14 protein-coding genes are annotated in these 16,220 nt (G+C 65.7%); 5 read left to right on the top strand and 9 right to left on the bottom strand.

The features are described from left to right. Window positions 1-196: 196 nt before the first annotated feature. Genes EET13_RS01060 through EET13_RS01035 form a run of 6 tightly spaced genes read right to left on the bottom strand, consistent with a single transcriptional unit; the run spans window position 197 to window position 7,552 of the window. The gene (locus EET13_RS01060) at window positions 197-1,366 is read right to left on the bottom strand and encodes a CaiB/BaiF CoA transferase family protein (RefSeq protein ID WP_122440538.1); all 1,170 of its coding nucleotides are present in this window, start codon (window positions 1,364-1,366) and stop codon (window positions 197-199) included. After that, window positions 1,359-2,288 (bottom strand): SDR family NAD(P)-dependent oxidoreductase, encoded by a 930-nt coding sequence (locus tag EET13_RS01055; protein ID WP_122440537.1) that lies wholly within the window; start codon window positions 2,286-2,288, stop codon window positions 1,359-1,361. Before EET13_RS01055 ends, EET13_RS01060 begins: the two co-directional genes overlap by 8 nt. Further along, entirely contained in the window at window positions 2,288-4,126 is a 1,839-nt protein-coding gene (locus EET13_RS01050; protein WP_122440536.1) for a flavin-containing monooxygenase, read from the bottom strand. The genes EET13_RS01055 and EET13_RS01050 overlap by 1 nt, the downstream gene beginning before the upstream one ends. After that, window positions 4,123-5,301 (bottom strand): LLM class flavin-dependent oxidoreductase, encoded by a 1,179-nt coding sequence (locus tag EET13_RS01045; protein ID WP_122440535.1) that lies wholly within the window; start codon window positions 5,299-5,301, stop codon window positions 4,123-4,125. The genes EET13_RS01050 and EET13_RS01045 overlap by 4 nt, the downstream gene beginning before the upstream one ends. Beyond that, window positions 5,298-6,668: an aromatic ring-hydroxylating oxygenase subunit alpha gene (locus EET13_RS01040; protein ID WP_122440574.1), complete on the bottom strand. Its 1,371-nt coding sequence runs from the start codon at window positions 6,666-6,668 to the stop codon at window positions 5,298-5,300. The genes EET13_RS01045 and EET13_RS01040 overlap by 4 nt, the downstream gene beginning before the upstream one ends. Window positions 6,669-6,685: 17 nt before the next feature. Further along, window positions 6,686-7,552, bottom strand: a complete 867-nt coding sequence (locus tag EET13_RS01035) for an SDR family NAD(P)-dependent oxidoreductase (RefSeq protein WP_122440534.1) — start codon at window positions 7,550-7,552, stop codon at window positions 6,686-6,688. Between the two features lie 238 nt (window positions 7,553-7,790). Between EET13_RS01035 and EET13_RS01030 the strand changes: the two genes are divergently transcribed. The 4 genes from EET13_RS01030 to EET13_RS01015 are packed head-to-tail and all read left to right on the top strand — an operon-like array spanning window position 7,791 to window position 12,451. Further along, window positions 7,791-9,314 (top strand): SMP-30/gluconolactonase/LRE family protein, encoded by a 1,524-nt coding sequence (locus tag EET13_RS01030; protein ID WP_244603717.1) that lies wholly within the window; start codon window positions 7,791-7,793, stop codon window positions 9,312-9,314. An 11-nt stretch (window positions 9,315-9,325) separates the two neighbouring features. Then, entirely contained in the window at window positions 9,326-10,075 is a 750-nt protein-coding gene (locus EET13_RS01025; RefSeq protein ID WP_122440532.1) for a GntR family transcriptional regulator, read from the top strand. A 2-nt stretch (window positions 10,076-10,077) separates the two neighbouring features. Further along, a complete protein-coding gene (locus EET13_RS01020) occupies window positions 10,078-11,676 on the top strand; it encodes an AMP-binding protein (RefSeq protein WP_211189004.1) in 1,599 nt (532 codons plus the stop codon). 1 nt (window position 11,677) lies between these two features. Beyond that, window positions 11,678-12,451 (top strand): SDR family NAD(P)-dependent oxidoreductase, encoded by a 774-nt coding sequence (locus tag EET13_RS01015; protein ID WP_122440531.1) that lies wholly within the window; start codon window positions 11,678-11,680, stop codon window positions 12,449-12,451. A 351-nt stretch (window positions 12,452-12,802) separates the two neighbouring features. Here EET13_RS01015 and EET13_RS01010 read toward each other — a convergent pair whose 3' ends face one another. The 3 genes from EET13_RS01010 to EET13_RS01000 all read right to left on the bottom strand — a co-directional run bounded on the left by EET13_RS01010 (window position 12,803) and on the right by EET13_RS01000 (window position 15,581). Beyond that, window positions 12,803-13,273 carry an SRPBCC family protein gene (locus EET13_RS01010; protein ID WP_122440530.1) on the bottom strand — a complete coding sequence of 157 codons (471 nt, stop codon included), beginning with the start codon at window positions 13,271-13,273 and terminating at the stop codon, window positions 12,803-12,805. Further along, on the bottom strand, window positions 13,270-14,136 hold the full coding sequence (locus EET13_RS01005; RefSeq protein ID WP_122440529.1) for a rhomboid family intramembrane serine protease: 867 nt from the start codon (window positions 14,134-14,136) through the stop codon (window positions 13,270-13,272). The genes EET13_RS01010 and EET13_RS01005 overlap by 4 nt, the downstream gene beginning before the upstream one ends. Before the next feature lie 167 nt (window positions 14,137-14,303). Beyond that, window positions 14,304-15,581 (bottom strand): PE family protein, encoded by a 1,278-nt coding sequence (locus EET13_RS01000; RefSeq protein ID WP_122440528.1) that lies wholly within the window; start codon window positions 15,579-15,581, stop codon window positions 14,304-14,306. A gap of 264 nt (window positions 15,582-15,845) precedes the next feature. On the opposite strand from EET13_RS01000, the gene EET13_RS00995 reads away from it, so the two are divergent. Then, window positions 15,846-16,079 carry a hypothetical protein gene (locus EET13_RS00995; RefSeq protein WP_036394890.1) on the top strand — a complete coding sequence of 78 codons (234 nt, stop codon included), beginning with the start codon at window positions 15,846-15,848 and terminating at the stop codon, window positions 16,077-16,079. The last annotated feature ends 141 nt before the right edge of the window (window positions 16,080-16,220 follow it).

Here is a 16,220-nt window from a genome sequence, read left to right as displayed (position 1 = left end):
CCCAGCGGGGCCGCGGTGCCGAACGTGCCGGTGCGGAATCCTTTCCGCCCGGCTCAGTGCTCGCTGTTAACGCGCCCTGACCAGAATGCCGCCCGGCGCCGTCGTTGCTGCCGATACGTCGCTACCCCTCCTCGTGATCCCAGCCAGCTTAGCTAGGGCAGCGCCAAAATCGTCTTCAAGACACGCGAGGACGGGCTCATTCGGCGGCGTCGGCCTCGACTGCCACTCCCAGCTCGTCGAGCACCTCTAGGGTATGTGCACCCAGTTCGGGGGCCGGACCGGCGACTCGGCCCGGCGTTCGGGAAAACCAGGTCGGCACACCGGGAAAGCGCACCGGCCCTTGGGGAGTGTCCACCGTCTCGAAGAAATCCACGGCGTTGAGGTGCGGGTCGTCGAACAACGCCGCGGGACTGAACAACGGTGACGCCGGTATCTCCAGCTCCCGGAACAAATCGAGCCATTCCCGGGTGGTGCGCTGCGCAATCGTTTCGGCCAGTAGCGCATACACTGTGTCGATCTCGCGCGCGCGTCCCTCCAGCGTGGCGTAACAACTACCGGCCCAGGGCGGTCGCACCGCGTCGACGAAGGCCGCCCAGTGCTTGTCGTTGTAGATCAGCGCGGCGATGTAGCCGTCGCAGGTCCGGTACGGCCGCCGGTTGGGAGCCACCGTGCGCGGATAGACCGCCGGACCCAGCGGCGGGTCGAACATGGCGCCGTTGGCGTGCTCCACTAGCATGAAAGCGGCCATTGTTTCGAACATGCCGACTTCCACTTCTTGTCCTTCACCGGTGCGTTCCCGGTGAAACAATGCCATCATGGTGGCGTAGAGAGCGGTCAGACCGGCCACCTTGTCGGCCAAAATTGTTCCCACATAATTGGCTTCACCGGTCAGCTGCTCCTGGACGAACGGCAGACCGCACGCCGCCTGGATGGTGTCGTCATAGGCCGGCAGATCCCGGTAGGGTCCGCGCCGGCCGTATCCGTAGCAGTTCGTGTAGACGATGCCCGGATTGATGGCGGCTACCTCGGGATAGCTGAAGCCGAGCCCGTTGATCGCTTTGGACCGCATCGAGTGGATGAAGACGTCGGCCTGTTCGACGAGCGCGCGCAGTGCCGACTTGCCGGACTCGGAGCGCAGGTCCGCGGTGATGGCGCGCTTGCCTCGGTTGACGTTGACGAAGACACCGCTCATTCCGCGGGCCGGGCCGACCGAGATGTAGCGGGTGTCGTCGCCGTCCGGCGGCTCTACTTTGATGACGTCGGCACCCATGTCGGCCATGATCTGGGTGCAGTAGGGTCCCATCACCATTGCGGTCAGATCGACGACGCGCACTCCGGCCAGCGGGCCCGCGTTGTTGCTAGGCATGTCGCAATCCGCTACTGCGCGCGGCCATCTCGAAGCTGTATCGGATGTGTTCGCCGTGACCGTCGGGCACCACCGGAAACACCTGCGGGTCGGCGAGGTCGCGGATGTCGCCGAGGTGCTCGGAAACCTCCTCCATCGTCCACGACGGACGATGCACGCCGGGCGATTCGGCCACCACCGCGGTGGCCACCCGGCCGGCCAGCGCCACCAGCATTTCGCCGGTGACCGGGCATGATTCGTGCGCCAGCAGCCCGACGACCGGTGCCACCAGATCTGGCCCCATCGGTGGATACGCCGAAATATCCAGGCCGTCAGCCATTCTCGTCACCGCCGCGGGAACGATCACGTTGCAGAGCACTCCTTCCGGGGCGCCTTCGAGCGCCACGGCATTGGACAGGCCTACCAGGCCGGCTTTGGCGGCAGCGTAGTTGGCCACGCCGTGATTGCCGTAGAGCCCGCCGATCGACGACGTCAATACGATGCGGCCGTAGTGCGCCGCGCACATGAGCGGGAACGCCGGCCGCACCACGTGGAAGGCTCCACGCAAGTGCACATCGATGACGGAATCGAAGTCCTGGTAGCTCATCTCCTTCAACGAGGCGCGGCGCACCGTGCCGGCGTTGTGGATGAGGACGTCGATCCGCCCGTAGCGTTCCAGCGCCGTCCGGATGATCGCCTGGCCGCCCGAAGCGGTGGCCACCGATTCGACGCATGCGACGGCGTCCCCTCCGGCAGCCCGGATCTCGGCCAGCACCTGTTGCGCCGGGCTCGGGTCCATATCGTCGCCGGTCAGGCTGGAGCCGATGTCGTTGACGACGACCTTGGCGCCCCGGGAAGCCAGCAGCAGCGCATAGGCGCGCCCCAGTCCGCGCCCGGCCCCGGTGACCACGGCCACCCGATCGTCGAATCTGAGTCGAGTCATCACGATTCCAGGGTTAGGCCGTCCAGGTCGCCCTGGTCACGCCAGGCGCTCAGCAGGTTGCCGAAGGCGTAGAACCCTGGCCCGTAAGGCTCTCCCAAATGTGATCGGATCCCTTCGCCGCCGCCGCCTTCGTTGTTGTAGTAGCCCGGCGTGCATTCCATGTCGAATTGGGTGTTGTCGATAGCCGTCTCCCGGATGACACGGCACCAATCATCTTGGGCCTCTTGGGTTGGCTCTACGGTCGTGACGCCGCGTGCCAGCGCTTGCGCAATGATGTAGGCGATGTGCTCGCCCTGCAACTCGTAGTTTGCGGCGATGTTGGCAGAGATACCCACCTGGGTGAAGCCGGTGAAGAACTGGTTGGGGAACCCACGGCTGGTAAAGCCGTGGAATGTCCGGTAGCCGTTGCGCCAGTGGTCGAAAAGCGAATGTCCGTCGCGGCCCTCGATCGTGTCGATCGAGTAGCGGCGGCTGATCTCGGTGGTGATCTCGAATCCGCTCGCGTAGATGATGCAGTCCAGCTCGTACTCGACACCGTTGGCTACCAAGCCCTTTTCGGTGGCCCGATGCACTCCTTTGGTCGCGGACACGTCCACCAATGTCACATTGGGGCGGTTGAAGGTCGGCAGGTACTCGTCATTGGTACACGGCCGCTTGCACAGGAGTCGGTAGTACGGTTTGAGCGCTTCGGCGGTTTCGCGGTCCTCGACGATGCTCGAGACCCGGCGCCGAAGGCGCTCCATGACCTTGTAGTCCTCCTCTTCCCGTATCGCCATGAACTGTTCCGGGGTCAGCGACGCCGGATCCGCCAGCGCGAGCACCCGTGCGGCGGTGTTGCGTCCCAGTTCGGTCCAGAAGTCGCAGACATAGTCGGGCTGGCCGAGCGCCATTCCCTCGAACGTCCAGGCGTGGAAGTTGCGCTGGCGTTCCTTCTGCCAACCCGGCTTGAGCGATTTCACCCACGCAACGTCGGTAGGCACATTGTTGCGCGGGCCCACGGATGACGGGGTGCGCTGAAAGACGTAGAGGTGCTTGGCATCCCGGCCCAGGTACGGCACGATCTGGACGGCGGTCGCCCCGGTGCCCACCACCCCGACTCGCTTGTCGCGAAGGTTGACCAGCCCACCGTTGCTGTCGCCACCGGTGTAGTCGTAGTCCCAGCGGGAACTGTGAAAGCTGTGCCCCTTGAAGTCTTTGATACCGGGGATGCCGGGCAGCTTGGGCCGGTGGAATGGGCCGGAGGCCATCACCACGAAACGCGCCCGCAGGTCATCGTCGCGGTTGGTGCCAACCCGCCAGCGTTTGATCTCGTCATCCCAGCGCAACGCTCGCACCTGGGTGGAGAAGATCGCCGAATCGTAGAGGCCGTAGTGCTTTCCGATGCGCCGGCAATGCTCGTAGATCTCGGTGCCGTCGGCGAACTTCTTGCTCGGAATGTAGTTCAGCTCTTCCAGGAGCGGTATGTAGCAGTAGGATTCGTTGTCGCACTGCAGTCCGGGATAGCGATTCCAGTACCAGACGCCACCGAAATCACCGCCCAGCTCGATGATCCGCACGTCGTCGACGCCGGCCTTCTTCAGATACGCTCCGCACAGCAGCCCGCCGAAACCGCCGCCGAGCACCAGGACGTCGATGTCCGCCGATATCGGAGCGCGATCGGGCGGCGGCGTGTAGGGGTCGCTCTCGTAATAGCCCGCGAAGTCGTCGACGAGTTCGATGTACTGCCGCGAGCCCTCCGGCCGCAGCCGTTTTTCCCGCTCGCGGCGGTACTTTTCCCGCAGCGCAGGTAGGTCGATATCCTGCGGCGTCTGGGTCGGCGGGCAGTCGGGGGCCGTCATGCCAGGGCGTTTTCCGGCAGCGCCGCCGGATGCAACGGCGCCGGCATGTCATGCGCCGCGGGCAACACCTCCTTGGCGAACAGCTGGGTGCTCGCCATCGCCTCCTCGTAGGGCATGGTGCCGAACTGTGGGACGATGGTCAGCTCGCAGAACGAACACGCCTCCTGCGCGGCGCGAAGCCGCGTGAAGATTTCCTCCGGTGTCCCGATCAGCAGGTTGGAGGCGTGATAGCCCGGCGTCTTGGGAGCGCCCTTGGGGTCACCGGTCACCGACGAGGCCAGCACCGCGGTGGCGCTGGCCTCCCGGGCCGCATAGGCCTCATAGCCCTTGACACCCTTGAAGTTCGACGCATCGGCAAACCCGTAGTGCACCGTCACGTCGCGGTTCGCCGTCCAGATCCACTCCTCGGACTTGGCGGCGTCTTCGAGTTTGGCGGTGCAGTACATGAACATGACGTTCTTGGGCTGACAGGGCAGCAAACCCGCTTGTTTGCGGAAGATGTTGACCTGCTGGACTTCCCGGCCGGCGTCCGCGATGGGCTTGTTGCCCACGAACAGCGGAACCATACCGCGGCGGGCCAGGATCTCCAGCGACTCGGCCGTCGACGACGAAGTGTAGATCCGGGAGAACAGTTCGCTGCTTTGAGGTTCCGGGCGCAGCGACATCTCCGGAACCGTGAAGATCTCGCCGTCGTAGGAGAACCGCTTCCCGGACAGCGCCAGCTGCAGGATGTCCAGCGTTTCGTTGAAGCGCTGGCGGCTTTCCTCGCGGGGGACGCCGACGGCGGCGAACTCCCCCTTCGACACCCCGCGTCCGATTCCGATCGTGGTATAGCGCCCGTTGGAAAGAATGTCGAGATAGGCGATTTGGTGGGCCAGCCGGACCGGATGCCACCACGGTGCGACGACGACGAAGGTACCCAGGCTGACCCGCTCGGTGCGTCCGGCGAAATAGCTCAGCGCCTGAATCGGGTTGGGCGTCATGCCGTACGGGGTACCGCAGTGCTCGGGCAGCCAGATGCCGTCGAACCCCAGCGGTTCGGCCAGGTCGCCGAGTGCGAGCGTGGCCTGCACGCACTGCCAGTCGGGGGTGGCCGGCGGGTGGCCGAAATCCTCGGCCAGCACTCGTTCCCAGTCGTTCGAGTTGTGCGCTCCCAGACCGATGTTTACCTTCATCGCTGCGTCTCCGTTGTCAATTGGCGTGGGGCGCCGGTCCCCAAGTATTCGGCGAGATTTCGGTGCAGGTTGGCGGTGCTGCGTTCCATATAGGGGTTGGGCTTGGGGCCGAGGAATCCCAGCGACCTCATGCCCTGCTGAACCGCGGCCATGTTGGAGAAGTCCTGCGGCAGCACAGTGCGCCAGCCCGGGTCGTCCGGTGGTGCGTACACCCATTCGGTGTGTGGCTCTTCGCCTTTCGGGAATAGCTCGTAGCAGGCGGCTTCGAAGATGCACTGGTCGGGATGGTAACCGTGCGGCCGGGCGCTGTAGCACAGGGCGGTGGTCAGGCCCTGCCCGATCTGGAAGTTCGGAAAGATCTGCCAGGCAGTGCCGCTGCTGGCCAGGTGTTCGGGATCGATGGCCGGCCAGACCACGCCCCGGGCCGCGTCGTCACGCCGTGCTGAGGTGAGCCAGTGCTCGAGCACCTGACTCGCGGGGGTGTCCTCGGGCAGTTCGTCGACCAGCCGGAGCGCCGCGTCCACCAACGTCTTGGTGGTGGTCGCGTTGGTTTCGTCCAAGGTGTAGCGCTGCATTTCGGCTGTCGAAACGCGCGGGTCGGCGCCGGTGCCGAGGCGGATCTTGGATTTGGTCTCTTCCAGACCTTTCGGCGCGTCGTATCCGATGTTGCTGTGCTTTCCGTGCGCCTTGGCCCAGCCGCGGAAGGTGCCGAACTTGTTGAATTGCGGATGGGTGGTCGCGACGTGGTAGGTCTCGTTGAAGGCCTCCATCGCCACCTTCCAATTACATTGGAAATACAGCCACTTCCGCCATTTGCAGCGCATGTCCTGCAGTTGGAAGGGGTCGAGCATGGTCGCGGCGGGTTCGAGATAGTCCCGCAGGGGTTCTGCGGCCGGATCCATGTTGATCCAGATCCAGCCGCCCCAGGTGTCGACGTGAACAGGCGCCAGATGGGTGTTCTCCGAGGTCAGGGCTCCTTGCCAATCCTGTTGTTCGGGTACGTGAATGCAGTTGCCGTCCCGGTCGTAGGTCCAGCCGTGGAAACCGCAGACGAACGACTTCTTGTGGCCGCACGCGTGTTTTGCGCCCGCAGGGATGTCCACCAGCCGGCGGCCGCGGTGCATACAGACGTTGTGGTGTGCTTTGAGGGTGTCGGGTGCGGTGCGCACCACCACGATCGAGTCGTCGAGGATGTCGTAGGTGAGGTAGCTGCCCACCTTCGGGAGATCTTCGACGCGCCCGACTTGCTGCCATACCTTGCGCCACAGCTTGTCTCGTTCGGCGCGGGCATAGTCTTCGGAAAGGTAGGCTTCGACGCCAATCGTGACCGGTGCGCTCAGCTCGGCATCGGTTTCTGCCGGGTCCATCGAATTCTCCATGCAGCTCAGGCCTCCCAGCGCTTGATCGCCGCGCGAAACGACTGGTCCTTGAGAAACAGCGAGGTGTTGTCGGCGTCCAGATGTCCCCACTTGAGGCTCAAGCCGCCGTCCACCAGCAGCGTTTGTCCGGTCATGTAGCTCGACAGGTCGGACAGCAGAAAGAGGACGGCGCCGGCCACCTCCGCCGGGCGTCCGCGCCGTCCCATCGCAATGGCACGGCGGTCGCGGTCGGGATCCTCGTCGGTGTAGGTGCGTGACGCCGGTGTCTCGGTGACCCCGGGCGCCACGGCATTCACCCGGATCGCGGCTTGGTCTGCGCCGCAGGCGAGTTCGAGGGCCATTGTGCGGGTCGCCGCCACAATCGCGGCCTTGGCGGTGCCGTAGGCAATGTGAAACGGCGCGGTGTTCAACCCGCTGATCGAGGAGAGGGAAACGATCGAGCCGGGCCGTTTTCGTCGCTTCAGTTCCGCGGCCACCGCCTGGCTCATGAAAAACATCGTCTCCAGGTTCCGGGTGAACAGCTCGCGCCAGTCGCTGCGAGTTACCCGGGTCGTAGGCATCCAGGTCGGCGGGTCGGCGCCGCCGGCGACATTAACCAGGCCGTGCAGTTCGCCGTCGGTGCGCCGGACCGCGTCCATGGTGGCCCCGATGCCGTCGTCGGTGGCGATATCGGCCGCCACCGGCACCACCGGCAGTCCCTCGGCGATCAACGGGTCCAGGTGCAGGTCGAGATTGTCCTGCCCGCGACTCACCGCGACCACCGTCGCCCCCGCCTGGGCAACCAGGCGTGTGACGGTGGTGCCGATACCGCCACCAGCGGCGCCGGCAATCACCACGACGCGTCCGGCCAAACTCAATAGATCATTATTCATCTAATTGTCTGGACAAGATAACGACATGCACCCACAGAAGAACATGATTCTCGCTAGCAGCATGGTGCGTCAACCTCGGCCCGAACTGCGCTCATCATATTGTCTGGACCAGGTTGCGATTGCTATGGTCCGAGCAGTGACAGCCGGAACCGGACCGCGACACCTCGAAGCTTCCGGCCGCTACCTGACTGAGCGGCCGCCGAGCGTTGCCGACGGCTGGAACTTCACCCGGCTTACTATGCCCAGCCGCCTGTTCGGCGCCAACGGTTTGCGCACGGGCCAGGACGGCCGCATCTACATCGCGCAGGTGACCGGCAGTCAGATCAGCGCGCTCGATGTGGCGACCGGGAACCTCGACACCATCAGTCCCAAAGGAGGCCAGATCGTCGCACCCGACGACATCGCGTTCGGCCCCGACGGCAACCTCTATGCGACCGAGGTGATGGATGGGCGGGTCAGCGTGCGTGACCAGGCCGGCGGCACCCGCGTGCTTCGGGACGACGTGCCGTCCGCGAACGGCATCACCTTTCATCAGGGCCGGTTGTTGGTCGGCGAATGCCGCGAAGCCGGACGCCTGCTAGAACTCGACCTCAACGGCGGCGCGCCGCGGGTCCTGCTGGAGAACGTGCCGTTACCCAACGCCATGGATGTCGGGCCGGACGGGTTGCTGTACTTCCCGGTCATGGGCGCCAACGAGATTTGGCGCATCGATCCCGACGGCGGCGTCCCGGAATGCGTGGCCGGCGACCTCGGTGTTCCCGACGCCGTGAAGTTCGATCCCGACGGCCGGCTCGTTTCCACCCAGGTGCACAGCGGGCAGGTGCTGGCGATCGATCCGCGCACCGGGGACCGGACAGTGCTGGCGACACTGACTCCCGGCCTGGACAACCTGACGTTCGTCGGTGAGCGGCTGTTCGTCTCGAATTTCACCGGTGCGATCACCGAAATCCTTCGCGATGGCACCGCCCGCCCCGTGCTGGAAGGGGGATTGAATTGGCCACTGGACCTGACGGTCGGCACGGACGGAAATCTCTACATCGCCGACGGAAGCTACTTCTACGGCTTTTCGGGGGACAGCACGCTGCGCACCGCCGGGATGCTGTTCACGCCGGGATATCCCGGTTTCCTGCGCGGCGTGACGGCCGTTGGCCCAGGGGAATTCGTGGTCACCACGTCCACCGGCAACGTGGCCCGCTACCGGCCGGAAGCCGGCGAAAGTGATCTCCTAGCAGGCGGTTTCGACCAACTCTACGGCGTGGTGGTGGCTTCGTCCGGAGCAGTGGTGGTGGCCGAGCTGGGGACCGGACGGGTGCTGTCGATCGATGGCGGCCGGGTCGATGTGCTGGCATCGGGCCTGAGTGAGCCGATTGGCGTGGCAATCACAGCCGACGGCACCTTCCTGGTCTCCGAGGCAGGAGCCGGACGAGTGCGCGGTATCGGCGACAGCGGCACGCTGCTGGTTGGCCTGCAACGTCCCCAGGGCATTGTGGCGCTCGGCCGCCATGTATTTGTCGTCGACTCCGGCGCAAAGGAACTCGTCCGTTTCGACCTCGGCAGCGGCGACCGGCACACCATCGCATCCGATCTGCCGGTCGGCGCTCCGCCCGGGATCACGCCCAAGCCGCTGCGCGGCATGCCGCCGTTCTCCGGACCACAGGGCCCGTTTGCCGGCATCGCCGCCGGCCCCGACGGCACCCTGTACGTGTCCGCGGACGCCGACGGCAGCATACTGGCCCTTCGTCCGTCGGCCCAGGAATCCTGAAGGGCGTCAACGTGTCCGAATCCAAGGCGATCGAGCACCGCTACCTGCAGGTGGCACGGACGCTGCGCAAAGAGATTGTTGATGGGCTTTATCCGGTGGGGTCGCAGTTGCCGACCGAGCATGAGTTGTGCGAGCGGTTCGCGGTGAGCCGCTACACCGTTCGTGAAGCATTGCGGCGGCTGCGCGATGACAACCTGGTGTTATCGCGACCACGCTCCGGCACGCTGGTCATGCCGCGGCCGTCGGCCGATTCCTATGTCCAGCACGTCATGTCGATCAACGATCTGCTCGCGTTCGCCACCAGCACCCGATTCGCGATCGAATCGATCGCCATGGTCACCGTCGACGACGAGTTGGCGGACCGCACCGGGCTGGCCGGCGGTGAGCAGTGGCTGGGCGTTCGTGGGTTTCGGCTTACTGAAGGTGCCGAGCCTGCCGGGATTGCGCTGTGCCGCACCGAGTACTACGTCAACCGGGCGTTTGCCGCAGTAGGCAGGCTGCTGCAGCGTCACCACGGTCCCGTTTTCCCGCTGATCGAAGATCTGTTCGGGCTCAGTATCGTCGAGGTTCATCAAGAAATTGCCGCAGTCCTCGTTTCGCCAGCGCTGGCGGACGGTCTGGACGTCGACCCGGGTTCGGCTGCCCTGCAAGTGCGGCGCACCTACACCGCGTCCGACGGGCAGGTCGCCCAGGTCACACTCAACACCCATCCCGCATCACGGTTTCGTCACTCGATGACAATGCGGCGGATGCGCGGCTGACCATGGTCCCAGACCGCAAGCTGATCGGCGGCCGATGGATACGTTGGGATGACGAACGCGCCGCCGAGGCGTATGCACGCGGCTGGTGGGTGGGCGAAACGCTGGCCGATGCGCTGCGCCGGGCCGCGCGGAACACCCCGCACCGGGTGGCGCTGGTCGACGGCGATCAGCGGCTGGATTGCCAAACCCTGCATCACCGGGCAACCACGCTGGCAGACGCGCTCTACGCGCGGCTGCCGCCGCACAGTGTGGTGTCGTTCATGTTGCCCAACTGGCACGAGGCCGCGGTGATATACCTGGCCGCAACGCTGGCCGGAATGGTGGCCAACCCGATCCTGCCGTCCCTGCGGGATCGCGAGCTGCGGTTCATCCTCGACGACGCCGACAGCCGAATGGTCTTCGTCCCTGCGCGTTTCGGCCGCCAGGATTACTGCGCGATGCTGCGGCGGGTGATCGCCGAGCTGGTGTCGCCACCCGATGTCGTGGTCGTGCGGGGGAATTGCGACCCGAGTCAGCTCCCATTCCGGTCGCTGGTCACCGGACCGGTGGCCGGCTACCGGCTGCCTGATCCGGATCCCGATGCCGTGCGCATGATCCTGTATACCTCCGGAACCACCGGACGCGCGAAAGGTGTTCTGCACACTCATAACTCGATTCATGCGCTGATCCGCCAAATTGGTGAGCACTGGCTGGTCGAGCCGGGCGACACCTTTATGGTCCCGTCCCCGATCGCACACATCGGCGGCTCGATCTATGCATTCGAATGTCCGCTGCTGCTGGGCACCACCGCGGTGCTGATGGACCGGTGGAACGCCGACGATGCGCTGCGGCTCATGCGGACCGAGCGCTGCACCCATATGGCCGGTGCCACACCGTTCTTGGAGCAACTGCTGACCACCGCGCAACGCGCCGATGCCAGGCTGCCGGACCTGAAGCTCTTCGTGTGTGGTGGCGCGTCCGCATCACCGTCGCTGATCCGCAGGGCGGCAACATATTTCGCGCACTCAGTAATCACCCGCGTTTACGGATCGACGGAGGTCCCGGTTACCACCGTCGGCTCGCCGGATCACCGCGACCATGCCGCCGACACCGACGGGCGGGTCGGCCTCGCCGACGTCAGGCTGGCAGACGGGGAGATCCTGGTGCGCGGACCCCAGATGCTGGCCGGCTACCAGCACCCCGACGACGAGTCCGGTTCCTTCGACGCCGAGGGTTATTTCCGCACCGGAGACCTGGGGCGCTGGGTCGACGACGACTACCTGGTGGTCACCGGACGCGCCAAGGACATCATCATCCGCAACGGTGAGAACATCTCACCCAAGGAAGTCGAGGACATCCTGGCCGGCCACCCGGGCATCGCCGAGATCGCCATCGTCGGGCTGCCCGACGATCGCACCGGGGAACGGGCCTGCGCCGTCGTCGTACCCACGAGCCCGCCCGGCCCGGTGCTGGCCCAGTTACGCAGCTTCCTGGAAGCCGCCGGCCTGGCGCGGTTCAAAATTCCCGAACAGCTGGTGATCTGGGATTGCCTGCCGAAGAATGACGCGGGAAAGATACTTAAGCACCACATCAAGGCGGCGCTGATGAAAGTCGAGCACTGAGATGCAGGTGGCGGTCGTCACGGGTGCAACGGGTGGGATCGGGTTCGGCTGCGCGGCAAGGCTTGCCGAGATGGGCATGGCCGTACTGGCGACGGGACGCAATGGCGGCAAACTTGCCGAGTTGGCAGGTGTGATCGGCGATCCCGACCGAGTGGCTACCTGTGCACTCGACCTGACCGATGACGACGCCCCACGGCGGATCACCGATGCCGCGTTAACCCGCTGGGGGCGTGTACATTTCCTGGTCAATGCCGCCGGAGTGGGCAGCCCCAAGCCGCTGCACGAGACCGACGACGAATCCCTGGACCACTTCCTGAATTTGATGCTGCGCGCGCCGTTCCGGCTGATTCGCGAGGTGCTGCCGCACCTGTCCGCCGGCGCGGGGATCGTCAACATCACCTCCACGTTCGCCGTCGTCGGCGGCATGCGCGGCGGGGCCTACTCGGCGGCCAAGGGTGGGCTGACCGCCCTGACCACCCACATCGCCTGCCAATACGGTGCGCAGGGAATTCGGTGCAACGCGGTGGCTCCCGGGGTCATCCAGACGCCGATGACCGAACACCGACTGCAGGACGAGCGGTTCCGGCGGATCAATGTGGAGATGACGCCGCATACCCGGCTTGGCACCGTCGAGGACGTCGCCAGCACCGTGGCATTCCTGTGCTCCCCCGGCGGGTCATTCATCAACGGTCAGACGATCGTCGTCGACGGCGGCTGGAGCTCCACGAAATACCTCTCCGATTCGGCGCTGACCGCGCGGTGGAAAACCGAATAGATTCGATTTTCCCCATCGATTTGCGCGCGATCGATTCGAGGGCCGGTGCGTCTTCTCGTTAGGTTAGGGCAGGCTTGGGGCAAAGGCCGCAGGAATTGGCTTGCCGCAGCGCTACTCGTGCGGCAAGCCGTTGAGATCAGCTGGTTGTAACGCGCCGTGCTCTGACGTCCGGTTGGACATATATATGTTATGGATACATTGCCAACATTGACGGAACTAGCGCAGGCACGCGCGCAGATGACGACTGGGCCAACATTGTCGACGCCGGCAGCGCGTTGCATAGGTGGTAACCGTTTCTCAAGTGGCGCGCAAGCCTCCCTATGCAGCGCTAACCCGCCGCCGCGTGCTCGCCTATCCGGCCGAGCGGCATTCGAAGTGGCCGCGGATGCCGGACAGCATCGCCCGATGCGCCTTGACCGCCTCGCGGATGGTGAACGCGGCCAGTAGCCGCGGCGCGGTGATCCGGATTCGCTCGGTGAGCCGGGTCCCGGTGTCGATCGGCTCGAAACTCACCGTTACACGTAACTGGATCCGCGGCCACTGGTCGGCCTCGGTGCTGACATCGCCTTGGACGGGTACGTACAGCCTTACCCGGTAGCTGGTCCGGATCCTCAAGGGCCCCAGTGGTATTCGATCCACAACCCGATAGCTCTGCAGGTACCCGTTAGCGGATTCGCGGCAGTCCGTCGGCTGAACCGACATGATCAGTGGGTGCGCGAGCTTGATCTGGTCCAGGTCCACGTAGAAATCGCGGACCCAATCCGGTTGCGCTGGTACCGATTCGGACAACGCCCGCTCTGCGCAGACCGCCCACCAGCTCACACCGCAAACTCCGCGAGCAAACCGGCGGTGCGCCACCAGATCAGCGCGGCCGACACGACCAGAACCATGACCGTCGCCGCGACTTGGATTACGTTCCGACGTTCCCGCGGCGGGTAAACGTAGGCCGCCCCGACCAGCCCACCGGTGACCAGCCCGCCCACATGCCCTTGCCAGCTGATCAGTTGCGAACTGACCGCCGGAACGACGAAGGTGAAGACCAGGTTGATCGCAATGACCGCGCCGACCCAGCGCACGTCGAGGGCCAGCCGCTTACTCACCACGAAAGTGGCGCCGAACAAGCCGAAGATTGCGCCCGAAGCGCCGGCCGTCGCGACATTCAGCGGCGCCAGCAGATAGACCAGCACCGACCCGCCCAGCCCGCTCAACGCGTACAGCGCGCCGAAACGCAGCCGCCCCAGCCAGATTTCGAGTGGCGGGCCCACGATATACAGCGCCCACATGTTCAGCAGCAGATGTGCCGCGCCGTAGTGCAGGAACGCCGAGGTCACCAACCGGTACAGCTGGCCGTCGGCCACCGCGGGTGACCACAGCGCCAGCTGCTTTTCCAGCTTCCCCGAAGACATCTGCAGGATAAAGGCCATCACATTGATCGCAATCAGCGCGTAAGTGAGCACCGGCATGGCCGAGCGCTGCCGTCCGCCCAAGCGCGTTCGCGGCTGTCGAACAGTCCGCGCACCCGCCTGGACACACTGCACACATTGGTGCCCGACAGCGGCGTCACGCATGCAGTCCGCGCAGATATACCGCTCGCAGCGGTTGCAGCGGACATAGGCCCGGCGGCCGGGATGCCGGTAACAGGTCGGCGCTTCGACCGGCGACTCCGGTCCGCTGGGGCTGCCCATCGCACCATTGTCGCCCTAGTGGGCGTCACAGCATCGGCGGGTTGCCGGAGGCATATCTCTGGCGCTCTTAGTCTTGGCTGGCATTGATGGCCTGGTCTTTGTGCTGCATGGAACCCGAGGCGCGCCACAGCTGACGCGGAGATCGCTCCAGTTCAGGCCGGCGCGAGTTAGCTCGCCCCCGAGGCACCGTCGGAGCCGAACAGGGTTCCGCCGGTGCCGCCGGCCCCTCCGGGCCCGCCGAAAATGCCGTCCCCACCCTCACCACCATCGCCGATCCAACGGGCGTTGCCACCGTTACCACCGGCGGCCGGCTGTCCGATGCTGGTACCGGCGACACCGCCGGCGCCGCCGCTACCGATCAGCCCGCCGAAGCCGCCGTCGCCCCCATCGCCGCCGTTGTTGCCGCCGATACCGAAACCACCGGTGCCACCGGTCCCACCCTGGCCGAACAGCCCGATCGCGTTGCCACCGTTACCGCCCTTGGCGCCCGGGACGCCAATGCCGCCCATGCCGCCGTTGCCGCCGTTGCCAATGACGATGCCGCCGTTGCCGCCGGTACCACCGGCCGAGGAGGTGATGCCGTATTGGCCGCTGCCACCGACGCCGCCGTTGCCGAAGAATCCGGCGTCGCCGCCCTTGCCGGCGAGGCCTCCGGCAATCCCGCCCAGCCCGCCGTCACCGCCGGCTCCGCCGTCGCCGAACGTACCGCCCCGGCCGCCGTGGCCGCCGCCACCACCAGTTCCGCCGGCGCTGCCCGCAACGCCGCCAAGCCCGCCGGCGCCGCCGGTACCTATGACGCCGCCGTTGCCGCCGTCGCCGCCAGCGCCGCCGTCGATGTTGCTGCCGAAGCCACCGGCCCCGCCGTCACCACCGTCACCCACCAGCCCGCCGATGCCACCGGCACCGCCATGCCCGCCGCTATCGTCGCCGATGCCGCCGTCACCGCCAGCGCCGCCGAATCCGAACATCCCGGCATCGCCACCGCTACCCCCGTTGCCGCCGTTGCCGTAGAGCAGGCCACCCGGCCCGCCGTCCTGCCCGGTGTTGGGCAGCCCGTTGGTGCCGTTGCCGATCAGCGGGCGACCCAGCAGGGCCTGGGTCGGCGCATTGACGGCATTGAGCACGTTCTGCTCCACGGTCTGCAATACCTGAAGCGGCGACGTGTTGGCCGCCTCGGCCGCCGCATAGGAGCTCGCGCCCGCGTCGAGCGCCCGGACAAACTGTTCGTGAAAGGCCACCGCCTGGACACTCACTGCCTGGTATGCCTGCGCGTGCGCGTCGAACAGCGCGGCGACGACCGCCGACACCTCGTCGGCACCCGCGGCCAAGACACCTGTGGTCGAGATCACCGCGGCAGCGTTGGCCGAGCTGATCGCGGCGCGAATGGCCGTGAGATCCGCCGCGGCTGCCGCGATCAATTCGGGCGACGCGGTCACGAATGCCATCGCTCACATCTCCGATCGACGCAACGTCGAGAAGCCGACAGGAATTCAGCGTAACGGCAATCCGGCATCCACCGGGGGAGGAATGTTCCGCTTCAGATGAACATGCGCGCGGCCATGCCGCTGCGTACCGTGGCCTCCAGCCATTCCCGTGGTCGGGCGGTGAACCGCAACCACGGGGCTAACGATTGCCGCCGGCCAGATCTCGACGTCGCACGAGCACTCGGGGTGTTCCCTGGTGCACTGAATTGCCTTACTGTGTGTTCCGTGGAGTCACACGGAACCCCTGAATTGGTGGCCGTCGAAAATTTGCACTCGGGTGACCCGATCACCGATATCAACGGTGGTGGTCAAAGGTACATAGTTCTCGAATCGAAGACCGTCAGTGATGGCTGCGTGGTGCTCGAGCTCGAGTCCAGGGTGGACCATCGACTGCAGGTCATCGAAAAGTCCTTTCCCACCGGCTATCACGTTGGCCGGGCGAACCACCGCATTCTGTAGACGAAATTCAGCCGCGAATATCTGCCCCGGATAGCCCTGCGCCGCGACCGGCCGACTCAGCGCTGGCGGGCGCGGCCACGGTAATGTGCTGACGGGGTCATTCCGCGCATATCCTGATCCTGGGTGCCACCGGGATCGCCG

Source organism: Mycobacterium attenuatum, from assembly GCF_900566085.1.
GTDB lineage: Bacteria > Actinomycetota > Actinomycetes > Mycobacteriales > Mycobacteriaceae > Mycobacterium > Mycobacterium attenuatum.
Note: the sequence above shows the minus strand (reverse complement) of the source record. Positions and strands in the feature narration are given on the sequence as shown.

Coding starts and splice junctions, on each gene's coding strand:
- EET13_RS01060 (WP_122440538.1), bottom strand. CDS start 1,366: ATGCCTAGCAACAACGCGGGCCCGCTGGCCGGAGTGCGCGTCGTCGAT.
- EET13_RS01055 (WP_122440537.1), bottom strand. CDS start 2,288: ATGACTCGACTCAGATTCGACGATCGGGTGGCCGTGGTCACCGGGGCC.
- EET13_RS01050 (WP_122440536.1), bottom strand. CDS start 4,126: ATGACGGCCCCCGACTGCCCGCCGACCCAGACGCCGCAGGATATCGAC.
- EET13_RS01045 (WP_122440535.1), bottom strand. CDS start 5,301: ATGAAGGTAAACATCGGTCTGGGAGCGCACAACTCGAACGACTGGGAA.
- EET13_RS01040 (WP_122440574.1), bottom strand. CDS start 6,668: ATGGACCCGGCAGAAACCGATGCCGAGCTGAGCGCACCGGTCACGATT.
- EET13_RS01035 (WP_122440534.1), bottom strand. CDS start 7,552: ATGAATAATGATCTATTGAGTTTGGCCGGACGCGTCGTGGTGATTGCC.
- EET13_RS01030 (WP_244603717.1), top strand. CDS start 7,791: ATGCCCAGCCGCCTGTTCGGCGCCAACGGTTTGCGCACGGGCCAGGAC.
- EET13_RS01020 (WP_211189004.1), top strand. CDS start 10,078: ATGGTCCCAGACCGCAAGCTGATCGGCGGCCGATGGATACGTTGGGAT.
- EET13_RS01015 (WP_122440531.1), top strand. CDS start 11,678: ATGCAGGTGGCGGTCGTCACGGGTGCAACGGGTGGGATCGGGTTCGGC.
- EET13_RS01005 (WP_122440529.1), bottom strand. CDS start 14,136: ATGGGCAGCCCCAGCGGACCGGAGTCGCCGGTCGAAGCGCCGACCTGT.
- EET13_RS01000 (WP_122440528.1), bottom strand. CDS start 15,581: ATGGCATTCGTGACCGCGTCGCCCGAATTGATCGCGGCAGCCGCGGCG.